The following is a 24,917-nucleotide window of genomic DNA, read 5'->3' as shown; positions in this document are numbered from 1 at the left end:
GAAGAGTATGAAAATCATAGCATTAGAAGGGATTCATTTCGGCTATGGATCGCACCAAAGTGAGATCTTGGACGATCTTAATTTGGTGATTAATCGTGGTGAATGCCATTGTATTAATGGTGCAACAGGCTCAGGTAAATCGAGCTTGTTGCACATATTGGCAGGCGAGCAATGCCGACCTTATGAGGGGGACGTTTATCGTGCCCCATCATTATTGGTTGGTTTAGTGATGCAAGATCCTAATGCTCAAGTTTTACGCCAAAGTGTTGGGGCCGAAATTGCGTTTGCACTAGAAAATCTAGGTATTGCTGCTGATTTGATGGTGGAAAAAGTACAGCAATCATTACGTCGAGTCGGTTTATATACGAGCTTAGATACACCTGTTGAGGTGTTATCTCTCGGGCAGAAATATCGTTTAATGATGGCTGCGCAACTGGTGTTTAACCCGTCATTGTTATTACTGGATGAGCCGTGGGCGCAGCTTGATGATAATGGTGTCAAAGAGCTCAACGGTGTATTAAAAGCCTTGCTAGAGGATGGCGTGGCGATAGTGATGGTTGAGCATAACCCAAGTGCTTTCGCTGATTTAGTTGATTATCTCTGGTTACTTGAAGGCGGCAAGCTTAGAGCTGGTCAGCGTCAACAAGCCCAGACCGCGGATCTGGTTAATATCAGACCGAGTAGTAAGCCTCGTCATCGCGAATGCCTAGTTAATATCGCGCCGCATCAATTTCGTTTTATCGACCAAGAACCACTGTTTGAATGCGAGCAAGAGTTATCGCTTCACCGTGGTGAGATTGTAGCCCTAGTAGGCGACAACGGCGCCGGTAAAAGTAGCCTATTGAAAACTTTAGCTGGCATTCAAGCCAACATTACTAATTTGCCGATAACAGTAATGGCAAAACGCCCACAACTAGGGATTTATGGCAGTGACTTAGGCTTGTTAATGCAGCGACCTAATCGACAGCTATTCGAGCAAACCGTATTAACTGAGCTGCAATTTAGTTTAAAGCGTTTCAAATTACCGCTGGCGCGAGCAGAGCAGATCCTCACTGAACTTGATTTGCTGAAACTTGCCGATAGCTCTCCGCACAAGCTGTCTTATGGCCAGCAGCATATTATTGCTTTGGCTTCACTGGTTTGTTTGCAGCCAAAGCTGTTATTACTCGATGATCCTTTTGCGGGGTTAGACAAATATCATGTGGCCAAAGTGGTGCAAATTCTACTGCAATTGAGTGCGCAAGGCTGTGGCATCTTACTGACGAGCCATCGTGGCTTGCCATTTCTAGCTGTTGACCGTTACTGGTTCATTGAAAATGGTCACCTAGGTGATGGCGCACAAATAACAGAGCAAGCAAATGTTGGTTAACGGGCGTAAAGCAAACAAAGTGGCGGTATTTCGTATTAGTGCCACCCAATATTGCGCCTTTGCGCTGCTGCTGAGCTTAGTGCTATCGAGTGGTGCATTTTTCTTGCCCAATAGCGCGCTAGGCTGGCTGATCTTGGTTGATGCCTTGCTGGTTATTCACGGCGTGTATCTGAAAAACAAAATCTCAGCGTTACTGCGCTTAGGTGTCGCGCAACTGGCGCTAACCTTGCCGCTTTATTACCTGATCCACGGTGAAGGGCAGATGCTCGAAGGCGTGATAGTTGTATTGCGGGTGTTCTTAGCCTTACTGCCTGGCTGGTGGTTATCTGCGACGCAAAAGCCTGAAAGAATTGGCGAAGTGCTCAGCTGGGGTTTGCCCGCCAAGTGGGCATTTGTTATTGCCGCCTCTATTGGATTGTTGCCGTACATGCTGCAAGAAACCAAAGAAATTTATGCCATTCAATGCTTACGGGGCGCCAACATCACCCCTAAAGCATTGCGTAATCCTAAAAACTGGCCAGAGCTCATTTATTGCGTTGTGCTGCCAGTGTTAATTCAATTACTTAAGTTATCAAAGCAGATGGCAAAAGCAGCCAAACTGCGCCATTTCGGCAGTGTGAGTAAACCAACACATTGGCCAGCAAAAAGAGAGGAAGAATGAAGTCTCCGTTCGATTTACAAGACGCGTTATTTATTGGCTTTTGCGCCACCTTGCTGGTGGTTTTGAAAAGTATGTTACGACTCAAGCTTGGCTTGAGTGGTCATTCGATGTTTTTGATGACCTTTTTCTACCTTATTTGCTACGGCGTAGTGAATCGCGTTGGTGCGATGACGGCTTGCGGCTTATTAGCCGGCCTAGTTGCCATGATGCTTAGCGTTGGCAAAGGCGGACCAATGATTTTGCTTAAGTTTGGCCTACCAGCAATGGCAATGGATTTAGCTTTATTGTTTATGGCTGGTGCATTCAGTTTACGCTGGCAGAGCATTATTTTGGCGTTGATTGGCTGTTTAGCTTGGTCAGGCAAGGGCTTACTGAGCAACTTATTAGTCGGTATGAGCGGCCAAGTGGCGTTAGCAGAGTTCGGCCTTAGCTTAGTGCAAGGCGGTGCATTTGCAGTGGCGGCAGCGCTGTTGATCCCAACCGTATTACGGCGATTGCACGCCCACGATTTATTGCCGAAAAAGCCTGAGTAACAGGTTAACAAACAAGATTCGCAAACATATTTGCGCGGTGAGCACGTTACTTGCCACGACAACATAACAATAAGGGTTTTAGATGAAAGCTTGGTTGATCTGCATTGATGACACTGACGATATTGGCACTAAAGGTACTGGCGAAATTGCTGAAGAGATTGCAGCTAAACTGGCACCACGAGTGCCACAAGACGCACGGCCAGCAATAACGCGATTTGTTACTCGCCATCAGTTATTTGTACACCCAGATATTCCGTATACATCGCACAACAGTGCCATGTGTTTTCAAGTTGAAACCGACTTCGATTTTGCTGAGATCAAAGCCATTTGTATCGCGCATTTAAAACAAGAATCTGCGGCGGCGGCCGATCCCGGGTTGGCGATTTTGGACTTAGAGTCTGACTACAATATCGGCCAGTTAATCGCGTTTGGTAAGCAGTCAAAAGTTGAAGTGAAAACCAAAGAGCAAGCTTATCAATTGGCGGCAGAACTAGGCGTGGATTTGTCAGAGCATGGTGGCACAGGTCAGGGCATTATTGGCTCTTTAGCTGGCTTAGGTTTACGTTTAAGTGGTCAAGATGGCCGTGTGAAAGGGCAATTAACCTTAGGCGAAGATCATGATGAATCGGCAGTTGTGCAACCGAGCGTGGCACAGATGCTTAAACAAACCGGCCTACAAGCAGCGATTTCGACAACGGGTGAAATTTTAAATCACGATGAACAGATTAGCTTAACTGGTCAAATCAAAGCCGTGTATACCCAGCATCAATTTGCCTTATTAGTAAGTAATGAGTCGGGTGAGTGGCGCAACGCAACTAAACAGCAATTAAAGCCTTATTAATACGAAAGGGTCTAGAGGTATAAGCGATGCAGCAATGGTTTATTCAAGTTAACGACTTATGGCAATTTAAGTTTGGTGTCGAGGACTATGCTCCAGCTCGAGAGGCTGCTAAAGATTGTTCGGTATTTTTAAGTGACGATGAAGATGAGCATACCGACAATGTCGCGCGCTCTTGTTTTAACTGCATGTATCGTCGCTGGCAGCCTAGCAGTTTTCAGTGCCATAAGCGCAGTGCTGCAGTGGCTAGCACTTGCGTTAGTTAACGCATTCATTACTGATTAGCTTAAATTTTAATTGCATTAGCGGAGATTAATTAACTTTGTCTCTGGTGATTTAACAAATCCCAGAATAGAATAGTCTAATTGTCGTAGGAAAATAATAGATGGACTCTGTTGTTTATGGAGTCGAAACATCACCAAACTATGACGGGTACAGTGACATATAGTAGCTGTATTTTTGATTAAATCATCCGGGGACCTAAGAGATAATGGGTGATTCACTTGAATCTAGTCATTTAATTAAAATAGCTGTTTCTGAATTAAAAGTGGGTATGTTTGTTGAGGCTATTGACCGTAATAAAAGTAAGGTCAATATTGCCAGTGCCGGACAAATTCGTAGCGCAGAAGCAATTTTAAAGCTACACAAGAATCATATTAGCCATGTATGGGTGAATGGCGAGCGCTCTGCACCCGATTTAGGCTTAGGTCGAGCAGAGGTTGTTGTAAAGCCTGCTGCTAAAGCGATAAAAGTCGACCGCGTAATCAGACAGAAACAAGCAAAAGAGTTGATGGTTGAGGCTAAAGATCTCATCCAAAAAGTTCTGTCTGAAACCTTCGAGGGCAAAGCGGTTGAAGTCCAGCCTTTTGAAGTTTTAGCCGACAATATGATTGAGTCGGTAATGCTAGACGCTGATGCGCTCAAATGTGTGTCGGCGCTGCGCTCGAAAGATGCCTATCTGCTAGAACACTCAATCAATGTCGCCTTCTTGCTAGTAACCTTTGGCCGTTACTTAAATTTCGATACCGATATGCTGCGGCAAATTGCCATTGGTGGGATTTTGCATGATATAGGCAAGATCAAAATCGATAGCAATATTTTGAATAAGCCGGGTAAATTAACTGCAGAAGAGTTTGAGCATGTAAAGCTGCACCAGACTTATGCAGTTGAGATTATGGCGCAAACCAAAGGTTTGTCGCAGATTAGTAAAGACATCAGTTTGATGCACCATGAAAAACTCGATGGTAACGGCTACCCGCGAGGATTAAAAGGCGATGAAATACCGCTGCATGGTCGCATGAGTTGTATCGTCGATATCTTTGACGCCTTGACGGCAACTCGCTGTTACAAGGAGGCCATGAGCCCCGCGGCAGCGTTTAAAATCTTAATCAGTTTGACTCCTTTCCATCTAGACCAAAAGTTAGTTTACGAATTTATTCGTTGTATTGGTGTGTATCCGGTTGGCTCGTTAGTGCAGCTGTCTGACGGACGTATAGGTATCGTCTGGGAAGCGACAGGTCGCGATGCACTGCACCCTAAAGTGAAATGCTTTTATTCGGTAACCAAGCGTTGCTATACCAAGGTTGAAATCGTCGATTTGCGTCGTTCCTCTTTCAATATTGAAAAAGGGATCTCACCAAGCAGTTTAGAAATCGATCCAACGCCGTTCTACTGATAATTCATTACTAAGAAGCGCCCGAAATGGGCGCTTTTTTATATCTTAAATCTAGCCGTATCACTGTTTATACTGATTGGTATTAGATCCCACAAATTGACATTATTTGCGCCATCTCTATTTTTGATGAACGATTTGGCGTTTATTAGCTTAATCATTGAATTAATTACCATCCTTAAAGACTAAAATCGCCCAAGCAATCGAAAATAGATGGGAAAGAAATGCAACGTAGGCAGTTTATAAAAGGCGCTTCAGTGCTAATGGCAACAGGTGCAATAGCGCCAGCAGTGCAAGCGGCAGTGAGTACGTCATCATTAACCACTAATGCGCCATTTACTGAGGGCAAATATCGGGTGTTGGCACTGGTATTTGATGACTATGAAACTTTAGATCTACATGGTCCAGTAGAGATGTTGGGTCATATGCCCAATAGTGAGATAAAGCTGGTGGCGATGACAGAAATCGTCAAAAGCTATCAAGGCCCGCGTGTGGTAGCAGACTGCCTAACGACAGAGACGTATGATTGCGATCTGTTATTGATCCCTGGTGGTATTGGCACTCGCAGCTTAGTGAATGACACTAAGTTAAGGCAATGGTTAGTGGCACAAATCGCCCGTAGCCAAAATGTGTTTACAGTGTGCACTGGCACGGCATTATTAGCGATGACGTCGGTGTTAAATGGCCGTAAGGCGACCACCAATAAGATGGCATTTCAGTGGGTGAGTTCATTGAACGACAATGTACCTTGGCAAGCCAAAGCGCGTTGGGTATTAGATGGCAAGTTTCTTACTTCATCAGGGGTATCGGCAGGCACTGATGCCGCACTGTTTTGGGTTAAGCATTTGCATGGCGAACTTGAAGCCAAACGTATTCAAACACTAACAGAATACGACTGGAACGATGATCCACTCAATGATCCGTATGCCGTTGGTTAAACCGTTTATAAGTCAGCTTAATATAAGTAAATCATCTAGCCTTAGCTGATAAAGCTATTTATTAGTAATAAAGGATCTTGGCGAGTAATAGCATTAGCACCAATAATAGCGATTCATTTTACTTACCTAGGAGGGGAGATTACATTGAATAACTGGCTAATATTATTGTGCTGCGCAGTGCTAATTGTCGCCTCTTTGCTAACAAGCGGCTTAACGCGAGCACTTATCGATTTAGGCGCGTTTAGTTGTTTACTCTCGTTACTTATTTGGCGTCATATAAGCAAAAAGCAGCGCCGTTAATGCGCTGCTTTTAGTCTGCTATATCTTGGTTAGATTGTTGAACCGCCATAGCCACTCGGCTAATGGACGACCAGAATATACGCCAGCGAGCTGCTACCAATTGCCAACCATAACAGCACCCCTAGAATGAGCGGCTTAGGACCAGTTGATTTCATTTTTTGAATGGTAATGCCAGCACCAATTAAAAATAAGCACACAACTAATACACGCTTAGAGACCTCAAAAATCGCCCCGTAAACGACCTCTCCAGCAGGCATAAAGTGCGCCACTGCAATCGCCAAACAGTAAAAACCGATAAAGTAAGGTATCGCCATTTTGTTTTTATCGCCTTTAAATAGCATGGCGCTGATAAATGCGATAGGAATAATCCACAGCGCTCGTGCCAACTTAACTGTGGTGGCAGTCGTTAGCGCTTCACTGCCGTAAGCTGAGGCTGCGCCAACAACAGATGAGGTATCGTGAATGGCAATTGCACTCCATACGCCAAAGTCATGTTGGCTCATTGAAAGCGCATGGCCAATGGCCGGGAATATAAATAGCGCAATCGAGTTAAGAATAAATACTGTGGCCAATGCAATTGCGGTTTGTTCGCTATTGGCTCTAATCGCTGGCGATACGGCTGCAATGGCGCTGCCACCACAAATTGCTGTGCCTGATGCAACTAAATGACCGATTTTGGCATCCAGTTTAAGTAACTTAGTGAGGCCGAAACCTAATACTAGGGTCAAGATAATAGAGCCTAAAATTAACGGCAGGTTGGCAATACTAATACTGAGTGCGGTTTCTAGCTGGATACCAAAGCCTAAGCCGACAATAGAGTAAGCGAGCAGTTTTTTGGTCAGTGCGCCAAGGTGAACTTGATCTGGTGCCCAGCCAATGCTGGCAAGCGTGAACCCTAAAATAAGCGCTACAGGAGATGACACCATAGGCAACAAGCATGCAGTGCCGATTAAAATAAACAGCGCTAAGTGGATTTTATTAGGGGTTTTATTGCTTGTGTCAGTGGTCATCAGTGGGTGCTATTAACAAGGTTATAGTTGGGCATTTAATTATAGTCTTGCAGCACTATTTAATAAATTAAATAGTGCTGACAGTTAGCGTAAGTAAAATTGAATATTAAGGAAGTTATAGGGTAGGGCAAAGAAAGGACTTAGGTCCTTTTTTTAAAGCCAAGACGGACGGCCTGCGGCCTAGGGAACGTGACTGCGTCACTGACGGAACACTGTGCTTACGGAAAAGTAAAAGGCAAAAAGTGCAACGTTCTGTTTTTGAAGTGTTTTTGTTTTTTCCTAATAGCCAACTTGTTGGCGTCCTCGCAGGTGCGTAGCACCGCCCTAGGACCTATCAGGACGAAGTCCGTCCCTTCTTTTAAAAACAAAAAAGCCGCTAAGAAGCGGCTTTTTAGATCGAGACTAAGTCTAAGACTTATTTAGCAGTGCTGTGCATGCCTTCCCAAACGATTTGACGGTAACGGTCTGGGTTAGTGTCACCTTCAGTGCTGAACAGCATGATTACTGCATCTTGGTCTAGACCAAGTTGAGTGCGGTATTCGCTGTAATCTTCACGGCTGGCTAGCATGTATAGTAGGCCAAGAGTTAGTGCACCTGACTCACCGCTAACAACCTTAGTATCGCCCGCTAGTGGATTACCAAGAACGCGCATACCCGTTGCAGTAACTTCATCTTCAACTGAAGCGAAGAAGCTGCTGCACTGCTTTAGGATAGGCCAAGTTACTGGGTTTGGCTCGCCACATGCAAGACCTGCCATGATAGAGTTTAGCTCGCCAGTTACTGCAACCATTTCGCCTTTAATACCAGAGTTGTAGATACAATCTGCTTTTGCAGGCTCAGCGATAATGGTCTTGAAGTTGTTTGCGCCAACTTTGTCAGCGAAGTAACCCAAGATCCCGCCAGCCATAGCGCCAACACCAGCTTGAAGCATAAGGTGAGTCGGTTTTAGACCCATAGCTTCAACTTGCTCTTGCGCTTCAACAGCCATAGTCATGTAGCCTTGAGAGATCCAAGTAGGGATCTTATCGTAGCCTTCCCATGCTGTATCTTGCACTAGCATCCAGCCGTTTTCAGTCGCTGTTTGGTTAGCGATACGCACTGTGTCGTCGTAGTTGCAATCAGTAACGATACACTCAGCACCTAGGTTTTGAATGCGAGTTACGCTTGCTTGTGATGAACCTTTTGGCATGTAAACTACAGCTTTTTGGCCCATTTCACGTGCAGCCCAAGCCACACCTGTTCCGTGGTTACCAGCAGTTGCAGTAGCGAAAACCAAAGGTTCGCTTAGCTTGTCTGCTACAGTTTTCATATCAATTTCGCTGATATCAACACTTAGGTGTTCAGCAAGTTGCTTACCTAAAGCGTATGAACCACCTAATACTTTAAAAGCATTTAGGCCGAAACGGTACGATTCGTCTTTCACCAGAATTGCTTTAACACCAAGGCGCGCCGCTAACTGCTCTAAAGAGATCAGCGGAGTAGGTTGGTAAGCTTCGATCTGCTGGTGGAATTGACGAGTTTTTTCAGCAACTTGAGCTGTGAAAAGGTCAGAAGTCTCGCCGTTAAAGAAATCATTTTGAGTCAGCTTTAGCATGATAACCACTATAAATTATGAACAAGAGGGCAGTTGTCCACTCACTAAAGGTAAGTGGACAGTAGGCTTTTTAAAACAGGTATTACTTGATGAAGGCGATTGCTTCAACTTCAACTAGCGCGTCTTTTGGTAGACGAGCAGCTTGAACACATGAACGAGCTGGAGCTGCGTCAGTGCCGAAAACTTCAGTGTAAACTTCGTTAAATACTGCGAAGTCTTCCATATCAGCTAGGAAACAAGTTGTCTTAAGTACAGTGTCAGTACCTGCGCCAGCTTGTTCTAGAACTGCTTTAAGGTTCTTTAGAGATTGGTAAGCTTGCTCTTTAACGCCGCCTTCAACGAAAGCCATAGTTACTGGATCTAGCGGTAGCTGGCCAGAGGTGAATACTAACTTGTCGAAAGCAAGAGCTTGAGAGTATGGACCAATTGCAGCTGGAGCATTTTCAGTATGGATTACAGTTTTCATAGCGTTGTTATCTCGATAATTAGGATTTAAATTCACGGATGTACTTATACACCGCATGTTTGGTAATGCTTAAATGGTTAGCAACTATGTTAGTTGCTTCTTTTAATTCAAAGATGCCGTTATCAAACAACACCTTAGTAATAGCTTTATTGCGACCTTTCAGGTTAACGCTGTCATCAGCCTCAACTTCTGCAATCGCGTGGGTTAGCGCTTGCTCAACCACATCTCCAGCCGATGAGCTGAAGTTTTCTGTCATATCAAAACTTTGATGCTGGGTTGTATCTGGCATCAGTGTCTTGATGATCTCTGGGAACGGGTAAGACAAATTCATGTTTACGCAAAACATGCCAATTGGTCTGCCTTTCTCGCCTTGTAATATGCAGGTGCTCGACTTCAACATCTCGCCACCTTTGTTATTACTGAAATAACTCTTAGGTGTTAGCTCACCGGTTTGTTCGTACTGGCGTAGCATCTTTAAGCCTAAGTCGGTTATCGGCGATCCCACTTTACGGCCGGTATGGTGGCCGTTAACGATTTTTACTACTGACTGTTCAAAGCTCTCTAATGAGTGGATCACGACTTCACAGTGAGGACCTATTAAATCGGCCATGCTTTCAGCTAAATGGAAATAGCTTTGCAGTAACTCACGATCTCTAGGTGTAAATTCCGTTTTAAATGCCTGTTCTGCCGCTTTGATCATTTCAGATTACTTTTGTGAACTATAGATGCCGTTATTGTCAACTTTTTGAGTTAACAATTCAACCCTTGAATCAACTTTATGTAACTATGGAACGTTTTTTTGCGGTTTTAAGCAAGTTAAATTTAACTATGGTTTAAAATATTTGACTTTGGTCATGATTTTTTTGTTTAACAGCATATCCTGAGTTAACAGATTTTGACTATGAGATATGCGTCACATTTTTAAATCCAGCAAACAGTATGATGCGCACCAAGTTAACGATAGTTGACTAAAACAGTTTTCCGGTCACTTTAGTGACCTTTTGGCAAATAGGCCAGTTGTGTGGATGTGGAGATAAAAATGAAAAGCATATTACAGCGTGGATTTACAACAGCTGAATTTGAAATGCGTGCGACTAAAGCACAGCAGAAGATGCGTGAGCTAGAAGTAGACGCGATTCTGTTAACTACCGAGCCTAACGTACGTTACTTTTCAGGCTTTCACACCCAGTTCTGGCACAGCCCGACTCGTCCATGGTTCCTAATCCTTCCTGCAGAAGGCAAGCCAATCGCAGTTATCCCTGAAATCGGTGCTAGCGGCATGGCAGGTACTTGGGTTGAAGATATCCACACTTGGGCTTCACCACGTCCAGATGACGACGGTATTAGCATCGTAGCTAGCGTACTTAACAGCCTACCTTCACGCTTTGGCCGTGTAGGTGCAACGCTAGGTATTGAGTCTCACCTACGTATGCCAGTAGCTAACTACTTACAGTTAACTACTTTAGTAAGCAAAGAATTCGTTGACGTATCTCTTGCTATCCACGAGTTGCGCCAAGTTAAGTCAGTCGCTGAAATCGACAAGGTTCGCGAAATCTGTCGTATCACTAACGTGGGCTTCGACAAGATCCCTGGTTACGCAAAAGCGGGTATGACTGAGCGTGAAATCTGTAAGCAGTTCGGTATCGATATGCTGATGGAAGGCGCTGATGAATGTCCATACATCATCGCAGGTTCAGGCCAAGACGGTTACGACAGCATCATCATGGGTCCTACTGACCGCGTGATTGAAGACGGCGACGTACTAATTATCGACACCGGTGCTGTACGTGACGGTTACTTCTCAGACTTCGACCGTAACTGGGCATTCGGCCACGCAAGTGAGCAAACTAAAGCGGCTTACCGCGCAACTTACGAAGCAACAACTGCTGGTTTTGAAGCTGCTCGCCCAGGTAACACCACTTCTGACATCTACAACGCAATGTGGAAAGTACTAGAAGCTAACGGTGCACTAGGTAACGACGTAGGTCGTCTAGGTCACGGCCTAGGTATGGAGCTAACTGAGCGTCCATCTAACACTGCTACTGACAACACATTACTTGTGCCAGGCATGGTAATGACACTAGAGCCAGGCATGGTTTACGCACCAGGTAAGTCAATGGTTCACGAAGAAAACATCGTGATCACTGAAAACGGCGCAGAGTGGTTAAGCCAACGCGCTGAACCAGAACTATTGATCATCAAATAATTTTAATAGCCATTGGTTTCTCTGGAGGGGACTGGAGAAACCATTACTGAAGAGAATCTCACTATGATGAGTTTTGAAGCTTTTACATCGTTTGAACAGCCGCTAGAACATAAGCAGGCTCCAAGAATTAACCGTGTTCATATTGGTTTAGTGCAGTTAAGCACAGACCACAGCCTTGAAATGGATTGGGCTAAGTTATTAGGTACACAAGCTGGCGTATTTAGCTCACGCGTGTACTACTCAAGCGAAATGACCCCTGAAGCACTTGATAAAATCGCTAACGGCATCGTTGAAGCATCTGATTTGATTGCAACTGGTTTACCTATGGATGTGATGGCATTTGGCTGCACATCAGCTTCAATCATTATCGGCGAACAAAAAGTTGCTGGTCTATTGACTCAAAACCGTGGCGATATTCCTGCTACCAACCCTTGGACAGCAGCGAAAGCCTCTTTCAAACACCTTAACGCCAAGAAAATCGCGGTGTTCTCTCCATACCCAACTAGCGTTAACTACCCGCTATACCAGCAGCTAACTGATGCTGACTTTGATGTAGTGACTCTAGGTTCATTAGGTATCGAACGCGATACAGACATCACCCTAGTGGCTAAAGAATCTATGTTCGAAGCGCTAGAGCAGATGCTAAAAGATTCTGACGCAGAATTAGTATTTATGTCATGCACTAACTTACGTGTACTTGATTACATCGAAGAGATTGAAGCCAAATTTGGTATTCCAGTTGTGTGCAGTAACTCAGCCATGTTCTGGCATGCAATGCACCTGACAGGCAACGTTGCTATGTGTCCAGGCTACGGCAAGCTACTAAATAATCAAACAGCTTAAGCTGTTGACTACCGATAAAAATATTGTTGGAAAAATTATAATGACTAATACACAAAAAGGTTGGATGGCTGCTATTTTCGTTGGTCTACTTTGGGGTATCCCATGGATCGTTGGTACGCCAATTCTTGAGGTGATGGATCCTCAGGTTCTAGTATGGTTACGTTATACTGTTGCATTTATAACACTAGGTTTGATTTTCAATATTGGTCTTGCATCTGGCAAGATGACTAAGAAAGCTGATTTCAAGCTTAACTGGGCAAACCGTAAGGACATCTTCTGGGCTGCATGTTGCGGTATTATCGGTCAAGGTGCGTTCAGTTTCTTGTCTTTCCTATCTTTGGACTACATTACCGCTTCTGAAAACGGTGTTATCCAAGGTTTGATCCCAATCCTTATCTTGAGTGTTGGTTTCCTACGTCACGGCGAGCGTTTCACTCCAATGCAGATGCTATGTGCGCTAGGTGCATTCATCGGTGTGGCGATTCTAGTTATGGATCCACAGTCTGAAACTAATGGTTTCAACATTGGTCACCTGATCTGTTTAGGCTCAGCAGCAAGCTTTGCAACTATGGCTTACGCTCGTGCAAAACTAGCTGACAAATACGGTTCAGTTGCGACTATGTTCCACCAGTTCGTGTTCGCTTCGCTAGGTTTTGGTCTGTACCTGCTGGTTGTTGGCGCTGACTTTAGCTCTGCATTGAACGTATTTAGCTCTCCACTACGTATTCTTTGTATCGTTATCTTAGGTGTATGTATCTCTGGTATGAGCTACCTAGTTTACATCTACGGTATGGAGCGTGTAGGTGTTGACGGTACCGGTATGGCGCTAAACCTAATGCCGCTATCTTCATTCATCCTAGCGGTATTTGCTCTAGGTGAGCAGGTAACACCAATGCGCTTGATTGCAATCGCTGTGGTTATTGCTTCGATGGTTGCCTTCATGAAGCTTGGTAACAAGAACAAGGCAAAAGTGGAAGAGGTTGAAGCAGAGCTGCCAATCGCACCAAAGCCATGTCGTAGCCAATAACTGAGTATTCAGTTAGCAAATTAAATCAATTTTTATCACCGGTGACCTAGTCACCGGTTTGTTGTTATAAGAGAAAAGCATATGAATATCGAACAGAAAGTTATTGAGTGGCGTCATCACATTCACCAGCACCCAGAGTTTGGTACCGAAGAACATGAAACCGCAGCATTTGTAGCAGCTAAACTAGAAGAGTTTGGCATTGAAGTGCACACAGGTATCGGCGGCACTGGTGTTGTTGGTATCTTAAAATGTGGTGATAGCGATCGTTCAATTGGTCTACGTGCCGACATGGACGCCCTGCATATTCATGAAGAGAACACTTTCGATTACGCATCAGTAAACGAAGGCGCAATGCACGCTTGTGGTCACGACGGTCACACGGCAATGCTACTTGCTGCTGCACATGAGCTGGCACAAACTAAGAACTTCGACGGTACGGTTTACTTCATCTTCCAACCAGATGAAGAGCGTGGTACTGGCGCTAAAGCGATGATCGCTGACGGCCTATTCACTCGCTGGAAAATCGACGGCGTGTACGCGATGCACAACCTACCGGGTATTGAAGCAGGTCACTTCGTGACTCGCCCACACTCAGTAATGGCAAGCGAAAGCAGCTTTGAAATTGAAGTGCTAGCAACTGGCGGCCACGCGGCAATGCCACATATGGGCACAGACCCTATCGTTGTTGGCGCGCAAATCGTCACTGCAATTCAAACTATCGTTTCGCGTAACCTAAGCGCAATTGACGAAACTGCGGTTATCTCGGTAACTGAGTTCGCCACTAACGGCACTGTTAACGTTATCCCAACTAAAGTGACTATCACAGGTGATACTCGTAGCTTTACTGATATTGCGTTAAACAAGATTGAGAAAGCAATTGAGCGTGTAGTTGCTGGTCAGTGTATGTCAGCAGGCGTTGACTACACTTACAAGTTCAACAACAGCTTCTTATCAACTATCAACACTCCAGCTGAAACAGCATATGCTGTTCGCGCAGCAGAGACAGTGGTTGGCGAAGATAAAGTTAACGGCAGCTGTCAGCCATTCACTATCAGTGAAGACTTCTCGTTCATGCTACGTGAAGCGCCAGGTTGCTACATCCTAGTGGGTAACGGCGCTGGCTGTGGTTGTGGTAGCGTGGCGCTACACAAACCAACTTACGACTTCAACGACAATATCTTGGTATCTGGTTTGAGATACTGGCAGACGCTTGTTGAACAGTGTTTGGCTAAATAGTTCGTTATAAACTATTTGCTATATATAGCAGGGTTTAGATTAAGGCTATGAGCTTAGGTTCATAGCCTTTTTTGTTGCTTGGTTTTTGCGTCAAGCGCTCGCAAGGTGGGAGTTAGACTTCGTCTAACGTTTAAAGCAATCAAACTTCGTTTGATAATTCTATCAGGCTGCGCCTGACCAAAGTCGTGGGATTCCATCCCACACCCGGGCAAGGAGGACTGCTCGTCCTTATCCTCCTTGCATCCACCATGACGCCCCTAACGAAGTTGTTGATCCTCATACTTATGGATAAATCGCTAACGCTTCCGATGGGGCATCCTGCCCCGCGAAAGCTAACCCGACATCCCTGTCGGGTTCACGTGACTCTGGTTTATAAAAAGTTTCCAACGTACTTCGGCAACTTCGATGGGGAATTTGGTGTTTTCTGTGAGAGAGTGAATACCAATAAACTAAGCAATTATTTTAATAGTTATAAACATATAGCTGCATGATTATGGCTCGTTTAATTTTGATTGTTTAGGTATTATTAGGAATCAAGAAGCAGATTGATAATGGTGCCTAACAGTGTCTGAAAGAATTACGATTACTCCTCCATCTAGCAGTGATGGAGGCTCTTTAAGTACGAATGTTAGTACTCATATTGATAGAAAGTTTAAAGACCTATTAATTCTAGTTGTTTCAATTTTCTTGAGTATGGTATTTGGCGGTATTATTAGTGCCATGTGGGACATGAATTCGAAAATTAGTCAGGTTGTAGGACAGGAAGCTGTACGAACAGAAGTTACTAATATCAGAAAAGAAAGGATAGTACTTCTTGAGAAGCAACTTGAAAAAGAAAAAACGAAAAATGAAGAGTTACAATTGTATAAAGTTAGCTCTGAAGCCAAGCTTGACGCTCTAGAGAATAGTCTGGAACGATCAAATAAGGAGCTTGGTTTGTACAAAAGAACGACAGGTATAGGGTTTTCAAAATGAGTATCAAAATCGGTGACGTCGATGTGGCAAATGAAATTGTTGAGTTGCACTTTCAGGTGGCACGTACACAATTAATTTTAGACAAGTTATTAGAAGCCAATCCTACTCTACAATTTCCTCAAGGTACCAAGATGGCTGATATTGAAAATGAAGCTATTCAAATTCTTCAGCGTAAATTCCCCTCTATGGGCATAAAAAGAAAATAGGCACCTAAAGGTTTCCATCTTTTGCAAGGTGCCAGTTATAGTCTCTTAGTAAGAGACTATTTGAATTGTATTTTATAACTGCTCATATGGGACATCCATGTCCTCCCGAGCCTGAACCATCATCCATGATGGCTCTACGGCATTTTTATCTGCGTACTTCGGCAACTTCGATGGGGAATTTGGTGTTTTCTGTTGCTTCAGTATGTACGTCAGTCTCGCATTTCTATTGAGAACTCAATGGGTGAAATGATTATGCTTTTCTGACTAGGTGCAGATACGGCTTAGGCTTTCGAAAACATGGTGAGAGATAACGGAGTTATCAAGCTCTCGAGCGAGAGGCAGGGATGCCGAACTGGCCTTTAAATAGGGATGTTGTTTGTTTTCGTTGAGCGGTCAGGGCCAGTTCTATTATGAAGAGAAAAAGCGAGCCTAGGAAGTATCTGCACATGCGCTGGCCGCAGGCCATTGGAACCACTGAAAGTTGATTTGAGTTTGCACTCAAAGGTAGCTTCAAGGTTCCACCATTTGGCCTAGAACTGGAGCCTTACTCCATTAACTTAAGTTGACTCTTACCGCACCCAGTAGCCAAGGGCATCGCCTCTTTTGTGCTGATAGTGAATTTGTTTTCGCTGGTGGCTGTTGAATTGTGTTTGGTGACTTGGTCTTTAATGGCTTGGAATAATAAGGTGAGACGAAATAAAGGGCCGCTATAAAAAATAACTGCCCTGTCAGGTTTTTGAGTTAGAACTGGTAGTTCAGCGAAACTTTGTAGTTTCTTCCCGGTAATGTTGCGCCGTCATCATCGGGCCAAACTGAGTAGGTCTCATCAGTTAGGTTTTCTATACCGAAACGGATATCCAGATCATCTAGATAGAGAGGGTTATAGGTTAGATATAAGTTGTGTAGCTGATATCCTTCTACGTTCATTTCTCGCTCTAGTTGCCATTCTGGTAATCTATCCATGTCCATTGCATAGCTTGATACTCCAGACACGCGCAGCTCTTCAAGAACTTGCCAGCTAAAGCCTAGATTAATCTTATCTTGTGGAGCACGATCGTAAGGCTCTGTTTCATCTGAAATAGTACCTAAATAGAAGTTAGGTACTCCCTGTACGTCCATTCTGACACGGCTGTAGTTGGCAAATAGATCAAACTTAGCAATCTGGTAACTTAACTCAGCTTCAATACCTTTAGAGTAAAGTTTACTGATGTTTTTACTTGAGTAATCTCTGTGAGTTGCTTGCTCTGGAGTCGCGAAGACCTTTTTGTTATCAACTAGCTTATACATGAAAGGGGCGCTGTCGATGAAGTCTTTTACTTCTGTATCGAATCCATTGAGCTTAAAAACAAACTTATCTCCCCAAGTCATATCCTCAAAGATGAGACCTAAGCCAATCTCAACATTTTCACTGCGTTCAGCTTTTAAATCAGGTTGAGGTTCTAAGTAGCAGTTTTTAGTTGGACGATGGCAAGCCCAGTTATCAGACTTATATAACTCGCGGATATTCGGACCTCTAAAACCTTGGTTATAACGAGCATATAATCGCAACCACTGCGTTGGTCTTAGTGTTACTCCAGCATTTAGTGAAAACTCGCCATCTTCATTGTTGCCATACTCACTGTAGTTATCTGAGCTACGACGATAATGATCATAGCGGACACCTGCTTCAGTACTTAACCACGTTTGCCAATGACTGTTATTTAACACACCGCCAGCAAAAGTATCACCTCGACTTTTACCATATAACTGAGAGTCTTTTTGCGCTAGATTATCGTGATTGTCATCCTCAAATTTCTGCTGCTCCCAGCTTGCAAAAATAATGGATTCAGACGTCACATTCTGCCAGTCATTAACTATGCTATTTTCAAGTGATAGACCGTAGGTTTCATCTGTAAAGTTTTCAATATTATCGAAACTATAGGTTTTGTTAGGAAAAATAATATCACCAGATTGAAGACGCTCTTTTTTGTATTGCTGATAGTAAAAGCGGCTATTTAAGTTGATAAAATCTGAGCTTGGATCGAATTGATGGCTAAATGTTTGGCTGAATCTTTTCGCTGTTTCCTGTTCACTTATTGGATGAGTATCCCAGCGAGATTGGTTACGAAAGGGGAGGTCTCCAATTGTGGATTCGGTATAGAAAGTGTTACTGTCAAACCGACCGTAGTCTGTGTCTAAATTGGCCTTAAGGCGAAAATCTTCTGTATCACCATTATTTTTAATTTCGGCAGTTTGGCCTCTATCTGAACCATCCCCATCTTTTTTATTGATCTCTATATTGCCAAAGTGACGTTTGTTAACATGTAAGGCGAGGGCAAGGTCGTCATTTGAGTGAAATGCGGTGACACCATAATGATGGGCATTTTTAGCATCAGCATATCCGCCTCGTACTAATACACCAGAACCGACACCACCATAATCCCAGCCTCCTTTTGAGACAACGCGTATCTGACCACCAATGGCGCCACTTCCTTGGGTAACACCATCTGCACCACGAGTAATTTCAACGGCTTTTACGATACTCGGGTCTAAATCGAGTGGGCTAACATAAGTGCTAGTGCTGCTGCCATCGCTATATTGCTGATAATTGACACCATCTACAATCAAGTTAACTCTTTCATTACCAAAGCCTCGAATAAGAATTTCCCCCATTAATGGTCGATCATTATTAGAAACACTAATACTGGGTGTTTGCTTAATAACATCTGTTAATTCTTGAGCTTGGGTATCTTCAATATATTTATCGGTGATCACAGTCATTGATCTTGGCACTTCTAACGTTTGCTGTTGCATATCTAATTTAGTGCCAATAACAACGATGACTTCGGGATCATTTTCGTTTTTATTTTTGGGTTTAGCTTCAACTGTCTCGGCATAGCTATAAGGTACTACGCTCAGGATAAGACAGAAACTTGCGAGCTTATTCATAAACATCCTTTTTTATTCAACTTCAAAAAGCGCTTGCAATTTACTTTCACCCAAATGAGAATGCAAGTCATTTACATTTAGTTTGCAAAACTGATGTTTAGTTATTTTTTATTTACGTAACCAATACCAGATTTAGTTATTTAGGTTGTTATTCAATATATAAGGAAGGGAATTATGAAATATATTTATGGAATATTTATCGTATTTTTTAGTTTAAATATTCAGGCTAAAGAGTATCAGTTTGGTGATGAGATAAATGAGGCTCAACTTGTACCTATTTCTAAAATCTTGTCTCAACCAGAAGCGTTTCTTGAGCAGCCTGTAACTATCTCTGGAACGATAATTGGTGTATGTGAGAAAAGGGGCTGCTGGATGGAGTTAGCTTCAGATGCAAGGTATGAGAAACTGCGCATAAAAGTGCGGGATGGAGATATGGTTTTTCCTATTAGTAGCAAGGGCAGCAAAGCAATTGCAACAGGCTTATTAAGCGCGATTAATTTAGATTTAGAACAGTCTAAGCGTTATTTGGCTATGCTAGCAAAGCGCAAACAGCAAGAGTTTGATCCTGCGTCGATAACAGAGGCATTAACACTTTATCAATTGGTGCCAACTGGGGTGAAAATTCTTGATTAACCCAAGAGGTTTTAAAGCCAAACACACTGGTTCAAAAATTAATTGGTATCGTTTAAATCGGAGTTTACATCGAGATGTTGGATATTTATGCATAGGATTAACCTTGGTGTTTGCGATATCAGGAATTGCAGTTAACCATCTGCGAGATTGGAATCCAAATTACAGTATTGTAAGGAAAGTAAATATAGTTCCAAGTTTAATTGGTTTAAATAACGAAACAGCAATTGTCGACGTTATGATGAATAGCTTTGATCTTAATCAGCGGATTAAAACAAATTACTGGCCGAGTGAAAATGAACTCAAAATTTTTTTAGATGATGGAAGTAACTTAACGGCTGATTTAATGAGTGGTGCTATTGAATTTGAACACATTGAAGAGCGAATTATATTTAAAAACTTAAATAGACTGCATTTAAATGAGGCTAAACAGGCGTGGGTTATATTTTCAGATGCCTATGCGCTGATGCTAATTTTTTTGGCAACATCTGCGTTATTTATGGTTAAGGGTAAACATAGTCCCAGAGGAAGGAAAGGATTGTTGGTGCTTATTGGTTTTCTAATCCCTTTGTTTTTTATCTTTTACTCTTGATTGAGTACGAGACGATGAGCTTGGTGAATAAGCGCTAGCTATTGAAATCATTGAGCGTTGATTTTATTTTTTACTCAAAGGTGCCTTAAGGTGAAGGCACCAGAGTGAACAATAGAGATTAATTCATCAGCTTAAGCTGACTCTTACCGTACTCAGTGGCAAACGGCATCGCCTGTTTGGGGCTGAGGGTGAATTCGTTTTCACAGCCGCTGCCGTTTGGAGTCTCCCAAAGCTCGATGCCTTTTGGGCTGAGGGTGAGATAGAAATAGCCTGAGCCGTCTGAGTTGTCACAGTCCTCATACACTTGCATATCGGCAAATAGCTTTTCGCGCAGCGCCTCTGGTAGTTGATGTTGCATTTCATCAAGGGCAACGCCTTGTTTAAACCATTGCCATGGGTTGAATGCTTGACCATCGTTTAGATTAAAGCTGGTATAGGTGCGGCTTATACCGCCAGCGCCATAACCTGCTGCCCAGCGGTAAAATCGTATGCTAAGCCAATCTTGGTTAATAAAGTCAATTTCAGCTCCGGTTTCGTCTGCAATTGGTTGACCGACCCGCGCTAGCATTCTGCGGCGGGTTTCAATCGTCTCGGCAAATTGTTGTTCGCTAGTCAGCTTTTGCTTGAGCCACTGGTTAATTGCTGGGATACCTGTTTGCTCACCTTTAAGCTCGAGGCCGAGTTCTGCGCCATAGCTCAGTTGACGATAGCTGAGTTGGCGATAGCTTAGTGGGCTGGCGTTAGTTTTGTTAGCGCTGGCCTGCTCTGCGTCAGCATAGTTAAACTGCTGCCACTTTCCACGGCGAACAGTTGGCTTGGTTTCTAGCGGCAGGTTATAGGCATCGCTGCTGCAATCATTGATGCCATCAGGGCTGATTTGGCGTTCGAGCTTAATAGTTAACGATTTAACTGACTGATTTTGAGTTGGCTCTGTCTTAGACCACTCTTTATTAAACCAACGGCCTATTAGCTGCTGCTCGCTGACATTATCAAACTTCCAGAAGCCAGTCAGTTTGTCTTCTTGCCAGTGATTATCGACCTGTTCAAGTCTGATTGGAGTTAAATAACGCTGATAGTAATAACTACCGGTGCCGTACTCATTGAAGCAAACACGAATGTTGCTTTTACCTAAGGTTCCTTGCCAAGTACCTGTTAATTCATCTGCGGCAAAGGCCGGTAAAGTCAGAGTGGATATTAAGCTAAAGGCTAAGGTAAGGCGCAACATCTTAAGGCACATTATTGTTATCTCTTATCGGAACGTGACTGGGCATCGCAAGTTGTGTTTAGGGAATGAATGCTAACACCATCATCTTTTAAAATCATGGTGTTAGCTAACATTTTTAGATCGGTTTACTGGTTAATAAATCGATCTATTATTACTGAATATCCTGACTTTCCAGTTAGAAGTAATAACCAAAGTTGATATTAAAGCGAGTATTAGTGCCACCATCACCAACCATAGTGCCGCCGATAAAGGGTTGGTTTTCTGCGACCACAAAGTCTACATAGGTATAAAGTCCACCGGCGCTAATTGCCATGCCAGTGACATTCATAAAGGTGTCAGCCATTGCTGCAGGCTTGTCGGTTACTAACGAGTAATCGTTATAGAAAGTTAGGTTTGAAATAGGGCCAATTTCTACCGGCAAACTGTAGGCTAGGTTGGCAATATAGGTGGTCGCTTCAGCAGGAATAGAATCATAAAAGTGATAAGCAGCTACGACAATACGATCAACATCCATACCGTCTACATCGTATTTGTAGTCGGTCATCTGTAGTTTTACGTTCCAGCGATCATAATTAATCATGCTGTGAATCGCGGCGGCAACATTATCACCGTCAGTGCCGTTTTCAATTTCTAGCTGACCAGCTTGCAGTGATGCTCCTAACTCTACACTTACATCGTTGAATGCAAAGGTGTGGGCGTAACGAGCATTGAAGGTATTGACCTCTCCTGCAGCGTAGCCGTCACTTGGTGCGTCATAGGCATCTTCGCCATCTAAGCGAATGCCCACTACATCGTAGGCATAGCGGTCGGTGCGATCAGAAACAAAACCATCAATACCGCCTTGTTCGTCGTTTTTATAAAAGGCGAAGTCAAACTGGTTATTGTCACCTTTGTAGGTGTAGTTCAGACCCATGTCATGATCATCTTCTAACCCAAGGTAGAAGTTTGAACTGAAAAAGTAATTATTAGATGCGTAAGTTAACAGACCAAAAGGCACTTGGGTGACACCAATCTTTGCCTGCTGTTGTTCATCAAAGTTATAACCAATCCAAGCATGTTGAATGACGTTCATATACTCAAACCAGCGGTATTGAGCAGAAAAGATCAGATCTTTATAGTTACCCGAAACGTCTATGCGAAAGAGGTCAAAATCGAAGTCACCACCACGGTCGGCATTGTCATCATCGTAATCTTCATAAGCATAATTAACCCGCACGGCACCGCCGAATTTCACGCTACTTTGTTGAGCTTTTTGCTCATCTTCTACAGCTTTGTCCTTTGCTTGTTGTTGCTCTGCTTCGAGTTGCTCGATTCGAGCTTTTAATGCGGCAAGCTCTTCATCGACGGGAGTTGCTTGCGCATTAGTTGCTAACGCCAAAGCGATACAAGCGGCAAGTGAGTAACGGGTCATCATTTATCCTTATTGATCTAGTTTCAATTGTGTTGATTAAGGTTGTTGGCGGTTTTTTTAGAGGTCAGAAAACACGGCAACGACATCCTTTTCGATGGATTTATTTGTAAGGCATGCTCAAAGTCGCTGTGGTGGGAAAGCAATGAGATCCCAAGACTTTGGCAATAGAGTTTTTAGATAGCGAAACGGAAGAGATTTTGGCTGATAAAGGGTTACAGTTAAGGCAGCAGTTAAACAGCAGCGCATCATAAAAGCTCCATGCAGAGGTAATGTATCTTTAGTGCATCCGTAGATTTACTGCTTGGCAGAGTTGCTGCAATAGTTTCAGCAATAAAGGACGCTTCAATCTCTGTTATAGGCAACCGGATTATTGTTGGCACTAATTGCGCGTTATTGAAATTGGCAATTAATGTTTTATTAGGGTTGTCTTATGGTGGTTAAATTTAACATGTTTGTTGTGTGGTTAATAGCCTTGTGCTCTTGCAAGCGCTCAAGGAGAGGGTTTGGGGTCGGGGATAGCTATCAAAGGAAAATATCCAGCTAGCTATGATATTAACTTGTATGTGATTTATTTGGAGAGCTAATCACTTAGTCCGTTTTTAGCATAATTGAAAACTTCGACAGGTTTATTTTGATTGGCGACGGTTAAGAAAGCGGTAGCCAATGATAGTAATGATGCTGCCTAAAACGATATAGGTTGTTATCGCAACGCCAATAAAGGTTTGTGTGTCCATGCCATTCCTCACTTATGCTAATGACTGGTTAATAATAACACAAAAAGTAGATTGGCTTTTACTCTAAAAAAACTGTTCAGTAGCTTAATTCTCAAAAGCTGAACCTAGCTTAAGGTAATTCTTATATTTTGCGCGTATTATCCGGCGCCTGCTGCGTCCTTGCTGTTTAGCAAGGTTGTGAGTAGCACTGAATATGATTTAAGAGGATTGCACGTGAGCACTTTGTTTTCACCCGCCCGTATTGGCAACATGACACTGAAAAATCGCTTTGTAAGAAGTGCGACCTGGGAAAATATGGCAACCGAAACAGGCCATATGACAGACAAGTTGTACTCAGTGTATGAAGAGCTTGCCAAAGGCGAGGTTGGACTGATTGTGACGGGTTACGCCAATATCGTTGCCGAAGAAAAACCAAACGCCGGCATGATGGGCATGTATGACGATTCGTTTATTGTTGAATACCAACAGTTGACCGAGTTAGTGCATGGCTATGACTCCAAGATTGTTATGCAGCTAGCTTATGGCGGTACTAAGACGACTTACAATGTTGGCGAGCGAGTGATATTCGCGCCAAGTGCTGTTGCTGAGCGTGGTACCCAAACCATGGGTAAGGCAATGACTAAAGACGAAATTGATTACATAGTTAAAGCGTTTGCCGAGGCGAGTCGCCGCGCTCAAGAGTCAGGCTTTGACGGGGTTGAGATCCATGCGGCACACACTTACCTGATTAACCAATTCTTAAGCCCTTATTACAATCAGCGTGACGATGAATACGGTGGTAGCCTTGAAAATCGTATGCGTTTTTTGCTGGAGATCTATGCTGAGATCCGCAAACTAGTTGGTGATGATTACCCAATTTTAGTCAAGTTAACTGCATCTGAGTTTTTCGATGGTGGTTTAACTTTTGCTGAGACTCGCAGCATCTGTAAGAAGCTAGAATCAGTGGGAGTCGATGCGATTATTGTCTCTGGCAATATCCATGGCAATGCTAACACAGTGGTAGGTGAGTCATTTGATGGTTATACCATTCAAAGTCAGGGGTACTTCCGCGAGTATGGCGCCGTGGTTAGCCAAGAGCTTGATATTCCGGTGATCACTGTTGGCGGCCTTGCTGATATCTGTGGGATTGAAGAGATTGCTAAAACCAGCGGTATTGAGTTTTTTGCACTGTCTCGCCCCTTATTAGCCGAGCCGCACTTAATCAAGCGCTGGCAAGAGGGCAGCTTGGCTGAGGTGGATTGTGAGCGCTGCTCAAAATGCCGTACCAAGCGTGGCAATTTCTGCGTGGTATATAAAAAGCGCTAACAAATAGATAATGTTGATGCTAATTATAACTAATTGGCGTCAACTCCTCCTGAGAGTATTGCTACTCATTACCAAATTTTGCTTGTGGTTTTACTTGGGGATTTCCGCATAAGCTAGCTGCAATCTTCAGTTTTCCCATCATAAGTTTGTTAATTATATTAGCTTCGACCTATATTTAAGTGAAATGCTTATTTATAGGTGTTTCATATGTTCTTCTT

Annotated in this window: 23 protein-coding genes; 16 read left to right on the top strand and 7 right to left on the bottom strand. The window is 43.4% G+C overall.

The features are described from left to right. Positions 1-7 precede the first annotated feature (7 nt). From L2740_RS06795 to L2740_RS06765, 7 genes are all read left to right on the top strand, one after another. Positions 8-1,369, top strand: coding sequence for an ATP-binding cassette domain-containing protein (locus L2740_RS06795; RefSeq protein ID WP_248949336.1), 1,362 nt, complete (start codon positions 8-10; stop codon positions 1,367-1,369). Continuing rightward, the gene (locus tag L2740_RS06790) at positions 1,359-2,030 is read left to right on the top strand and encodes an energy-coupling factor transporter transmembrane component T (protein ID WP_248949335.1); all 672 of its coding nucleotides are present in this window, start codon (positions 1,359-1,361) and stop codon (positions 2,028-2,030) included. The genes L2740_RS06795 and L2740_RS06790 overlap by 11 nt, the downstream gene beginning before the upstream one ends. Continuing rightward, positions 2,027-2,563, top strand: coding sequence for a core component of ECF transporter (locus tag L2740_RS06785; RefSeq protein ID WP_248949334.1), 537 nt, complete (start codon positions 2,027-2,029; stop codon positions 2,561-2,563). Before L2740_RS06790 ends, L2740_RS06785 begins: the two co-directional genes overlap by 4 nt. 82 nt (positions 2,564-2,645) lie before the next feature. After that, positions 2,646-3,404 carry a DNA-binding protein gene (locus tag L2740_RS06780; RefSeq protein ID WP_248949333.1) on the top strand — a complete coding sequence of 253 codons (759 nt, stop codon included), beginning with the start codon at positions 2,646-2,648 and terminating at the stop codon, positions 3,402-3,404. Positions 3,405-3,430: 26 nt separating this feature from the next. Next, positions 3,431-3,667, top strand: coding sequence for a hypothetical protein (locus tag L2740_RS06775; RefSeq protein WP_248949332.1), 237 nt, complete (start codon positions 3,431-3,433; stop codon positions 3,665-3,667). 224 nt (positions 3,668-3,891) lie between these two features. Next, positions 3,892-5,076 (top strand): HD-GYP domain-containing protein, encoded by a 1,185-nt coding sequence (locus L2740_RS06770; protein WP_248949331.1) that lies wholly within the window; start codon positions 3,892-3,894, stop codon positions 5,074-5,076. 221 nt (positions 5,077-5,297) lie between these two features. Further along, the gene (locus L2740_RS06765; RefSeq protein ID WP_248949330.1) at positions 5,298-6,011 is read left to right on the top strand and encodes a DJ-1/PfpI family protein; all 714 of its coding nucleotides are present in this window, start codon (positions 5,298-5,300) and stop codon (positions 6,009-6,011) included. 359 nt (positions 6,012-6,370) lie between these two features. Here the strand turns inward: L2740_RS06765 and L2740_RS06760 are convergent, their stop codons facing one another. The 4 genes from L2740_RS06760 to L2740_RS06745 form a co-directional block, all read right to left on the bottom strand. Then, the gene (locus L2740_RS06760) at positions 6,371-7,321 is read right to left on the bottom strand and encodes a YeiH family protein (protein ID WP_248949329.1); all 951 of its coding nucleotides are present in this window, start codon (positions 7,319-7,321) and stop codon (positions 6,371-6,373) included. Between the two features lie 415 nt (positions 7,322-7,736). After that, the gene (locus L2740_RS06755; RefSeq protein ID WP_248949328.1) at positions 7,737-8,915 is read right to left on the bottom strand and encodes a diaminopropionate ammonia-lyase; all 1,179 of its coding nucleotides are present in this window, start codon (positions 8,913-8,915) and stop codon (positions 7,737-7,739) included. Positions 8,916-8,997: 82 nt separating this feature from the next. Next, positions 8,998-9,381 (bottom strand): RidA family protein, encoded by a 384-nt coding sequence (locus L2740_RS06750; RefSeq protein ID WP_248470395.1) that lies wholly within the window; start codon positions 9,379-9,381, stop codon positions 8,998-9,000. A gap of 19 nt (positions 9,382-9,400) precedes the next feature. Beyond that, complete coding sequence (locus L2740_RS06745) at positions 9,401-10,081, bottom strand: helix-turn-helix transcriptional regulator (protein ID WP_248949327.1); 681 nt, start codon at positions 10,079-10,081, stop codon at positions 9,401-9,403. 339 nt (positions 10,082-10,420) lie between these two features. Here L2740_RS06745 and L2740_RS06740 point away from each other — a divergent pair, with 339 nt between their 5' ends. The 6 genes from L2740_RS06740 (at position 10,421) to L2740_RS06715 (ending at position 15,874) form a co-directional block, all read left to right on the top strand. Beyond that, positions 10,421-11,587, top strand: a complete 1,167-nt coding sequence (locus L2740_RS06740) for a M24 family metallopeptidase (protein ID WP_248949326.1) — start codon at positions 10,421-10,423, stop codon at positions 11,585-11,587. Positions 11,588-11,650: 63 nt separating this feature from the next. Beyond that, a complete protein-coding gene (locus L2740_RS06735) occupies positions 11,651-12,430 on the top strand; it encodes a maleate cis-trans isomerase family protein (protein ID WP_248949325.1) in 780 nt (259 codons plus the stop codon). A gap of 40 nt (positions 12,431-12,470) precedes the next feature. Further along, positions 12,471-13,457 (top strand): DMT family transporter, encoded by a 987-nt coding sequence (locus L2740_RS06730; protein WP_248949324.1) that lies wholly within the window; start codon positions 12,471-12,473, stop codon positions 13,455-13,457. Between the two features lie 81 nt (positions 13,458-13,538). Then, positions 13,539-14,693, top strand: a complete 1,155-nt coding sequence (locus tag L2740_RS06725; protein WP_248949323.1) for a M20 aminoacylase family protein — start codon at positions 13,539-13,541, stop codon at positions 14,691-14,693. A gap of 564 nt (positions 14,694-15,257) precedes the next feature. Continuing rightward, positions 15,258-15,668 (top strand): hypothetical protein, encoded by a 411-nt coding sequence (locus L2740_RS06720; RefSeq protein WP_248949322.1) that lies wholly within the window; start codon positions 15,258-15,260, stop codon positions 15,666-15,668. After that, positions 15,665-15,874 carry a hypothetical protein gene (locus L2740_RS06715; RefSeq protein ID WP_248949321.1) on the top strand — a complete coding sequence of 70 codons (210 nt, stop codon included), beginning with the start codon at positions 15,665-15,667 and terminating at the stop codon, positions 15,872-15,874. Before L2740_RS06720 ends, L2740_RS06715 begins: the two co-directional genes overlap by 4 nt. 741 nt (positions 15,875-16,615) lie before the next feature. On the opposite strand, the gene L2740_RS06710 is transcribed toward L2740_RS06715, so the two are convergent. Then, on the bottom strand, positions 16,616-18,802 hold the full coding sequence (locus L2740_RS06710; RefSeq protein ID WP_248949320.1) for a TonB-dependent receptor domain-containing protein: 2,187 nt from the start codon (positions 18,800-18,802) through the stop codon (positions 16,616-16,618). 174 nt (positions 18,803-18,976) lie between these two features. Between L2740_RS06710 and L2740_RS06705 the strand changes: the two genes are divergently transcribed. Both L2740_RS06705 and L2740_RS06700 read left to right on the top strand, forming a co-directional pair. After that, complete coding sequence (locus L2740_RS06705; RefSeq protein WP_248949319.1) at positions 18,977-19,435, top strand: DUF4920 domain-containing protein; 459 nt, start codon at positions 18,977-18,979, stop codon at positions 19,433-19,435. After that, on the top strand, positions 19,428-20,024 hold the full coding sequence (locus L2740_RS06700) for a PepSY-associated TM helix domain-containing protein (RefSeq protein WP_248949318.1): 597 nt from the start codon (positions 19,428-19,430) through the stop codon (positions 20,022-20,024). The genes L2740_RS06705 and L2740_RS06700 overlap by 8 nt, the downstream gene beginning before the upstream one ends. Before the next feature lie 118 nt (positions 20,025-20,142). Here the strand turns inward: L2740_RS06700 and L2740_RS06695 are convergent, their stop codons facing one another. Together L2740_RS06695 and L2740_RS06690 are read right to left on the bottom strand one after the other, a co-directional pair. Beyond that, positions 20,143-21,261, bottom strand: coding sequence for a hypothetical protein (locus tag L2740_RS06695; RefSeq protein ID WP_248949317.1), 1,119 nt, complete (start codon positions 21,259-21,261; stop codon positions 20,143-20,145). A 163-nt stretch (positions 21,262-21,424) separates the two neighbouring features. After that, positions 21,425-22,660 (bottom strand): carbohydrate porin, encoded by a 1,236-nt coding sequence (locus tag L2740_RS06690; protein WP_248949316.1) that lies wholly within the window; start codon positions 22,658-22,660, stop codon positions 21,425-21,427. Positions 22,661-23,607: 947 nt separating this feature from the next. On the opposite strand from L2740_RS06690, the gene L2740_RS06685 reads away from it, so the two are divergent. Continuing rightward, positions 23,608-24,699, top strand: coding sequence for an NADH:flavin oxidoreductase (locus tag L2740_RS06685; protein WP_248949315.1), 1,092 nt, complete (start codon positions 23,608-23,610; stop codon positions 24,697-24,699). The last annotated feature ends 218 nt before the right edge of the window (positions 24,700-24,917 follow it).

It is taken from the genome of Shewanella pneumatophori, from assembly GCF_023283895.1.
Taxonomy (GTDB): domain Bacteria; phylum Pseudomonadota; class Gammaproteobacteria; order Enterobacterales; family Shewanellaceae; genus Shewanella; species Shewanella pneumatophori.
This window is presented reverse-complemented; position numbering and strand designations above follow the sequence as displayed.

Coding starts and splice junctions, on each gene's coding strand:
- L2740_RS06730 (WP_248949324.1), top strand. CDS start 12,471: ATGACTAATACACAAAAAGGTTGGATGGCTGCTATTTTCGTTGGTCTA.
- L2740_RS06790 (WP_248949335.1), top strand. CDS start 1,359: ATGTTGGTTAACGGGCGTAAAGCAAACAAAGTGGCGGTATTTCGTATT.
- L2740_RS06765 (WP_248949330.1), top strand. CDS start 5,298: ATGCAACGTAGGCAGTTTATAAAAGGCGCTTCAGTGCTAATGGCAACA.
- L2740_RS06710 (WP_248949320.1), bottom strand. CDS start 18,802: ATGAATAAGCTCGCAAGTTTCTGTCTTATCCTGAGCGTAGTACCTTAT.
- L2740_RS06740 (WP_248949326.1), top strand. CDS start 10,421: ATGAAAAGCATATTACAGCGTGGATTTACAACAGCTGAATTTGAAATG.
- L2740_RS06735 (WP_248949325.1), top strand. CDS start 11,651: ATGATGAGTTTTGAAGCTTTTACATCGTTTGAACAGCCGCTAGAACAT.
- L2740_RS06775 (WP_248949332.1), top strand. CDS start 3,431: ATGCAGCAATGGTTTATTCAAGTTAACGACTTATGGCAATTTAAGTTT.
- L2740_RS06780 (WP_248949333.1), top strand. CDS start 2,646: ATGAAAGCTTGGTTGATCTGCATTGATGACACTGACGATATTGGCACT.
- L2740_RS06705 (WP_248949319.1), top strand. CDS start 18,977: ATGAAATATATTTATGGAATATTTATCGTATTTTTTAGTTTAAATATT.
- L2740_RS06725 (WP_248949323.1), top strand. CDS start 13,539: ATGAATATCGAACAGAAAGTTATTGAGTGGCGTCATCACATTCACCAG.
- L2740_RS06690 (WP_248949316.1), bottom strand. CDS start 22,660: ATGACCCGTTACTCACTTGCCGCTTGTATCGCTTTGGCGTTAGCAACT.
- L2740_RS06785 (WP_248949334.1), top strand. CDS start 2,027: ATGAAGTCTCCGTTCGATTTACAAGACGCGTTATTTATTGGCTTTTGC.
- L2740_RS06750 (WP_248470395.1), bottom strand. CDS start 9,381: ATGAAAACTGTAATCCATACTGAAAATGCTCCAGCTGCAATTGGTCCA.
- L2740_RS06795 (WP_248949336.1), top strand. CDS start 8: ATGAAAATCATAGCATTAGAAGGGATTCATTTCGGCTATGGATCGCAC.
- L2740_RS06745 (WP_248949327.1), bottom strand. CDS start 10,081: ATGATCAAAGCGGCAGAACAGGCATTTAAAACGGAATTTACACCTAGA.
- L2740_RS06755 (WP_248949328.1), bottom strand. CDS start 8,915: ATGCTAAAGCTGACTCAAAATGATTTCTTTAACGGCGAGACTTCTGAC.
- L2740_RS06695 (WP_248949317.1), bottom strand. CDS start 21,261: ATGTGCCTTAAGATGTTGCGCCTTACCTTAGCCTTTAGCTTAATATCC.
- L2740_RS06760 (WP_248949329.1), bottom strand. CDS start 7,321: ATGACCACTGACACAAGCAATAAAACCCCTAATAAAATCCACTTAGCG.
- L2740_RS06715 (WP_248949321.1), top strand. CDS start 15,665: ATGAGTATCAAAATCGGTGACGTCGATGTGGCAAATGAAATTGTTGAG.
- L2740_RS06770 (WP_248949331.1), top strand. CDS start 3,892: ATGGGTGATTCACTTGAATCTAGTCATTTAATTAAAATAGCTGTTTCT.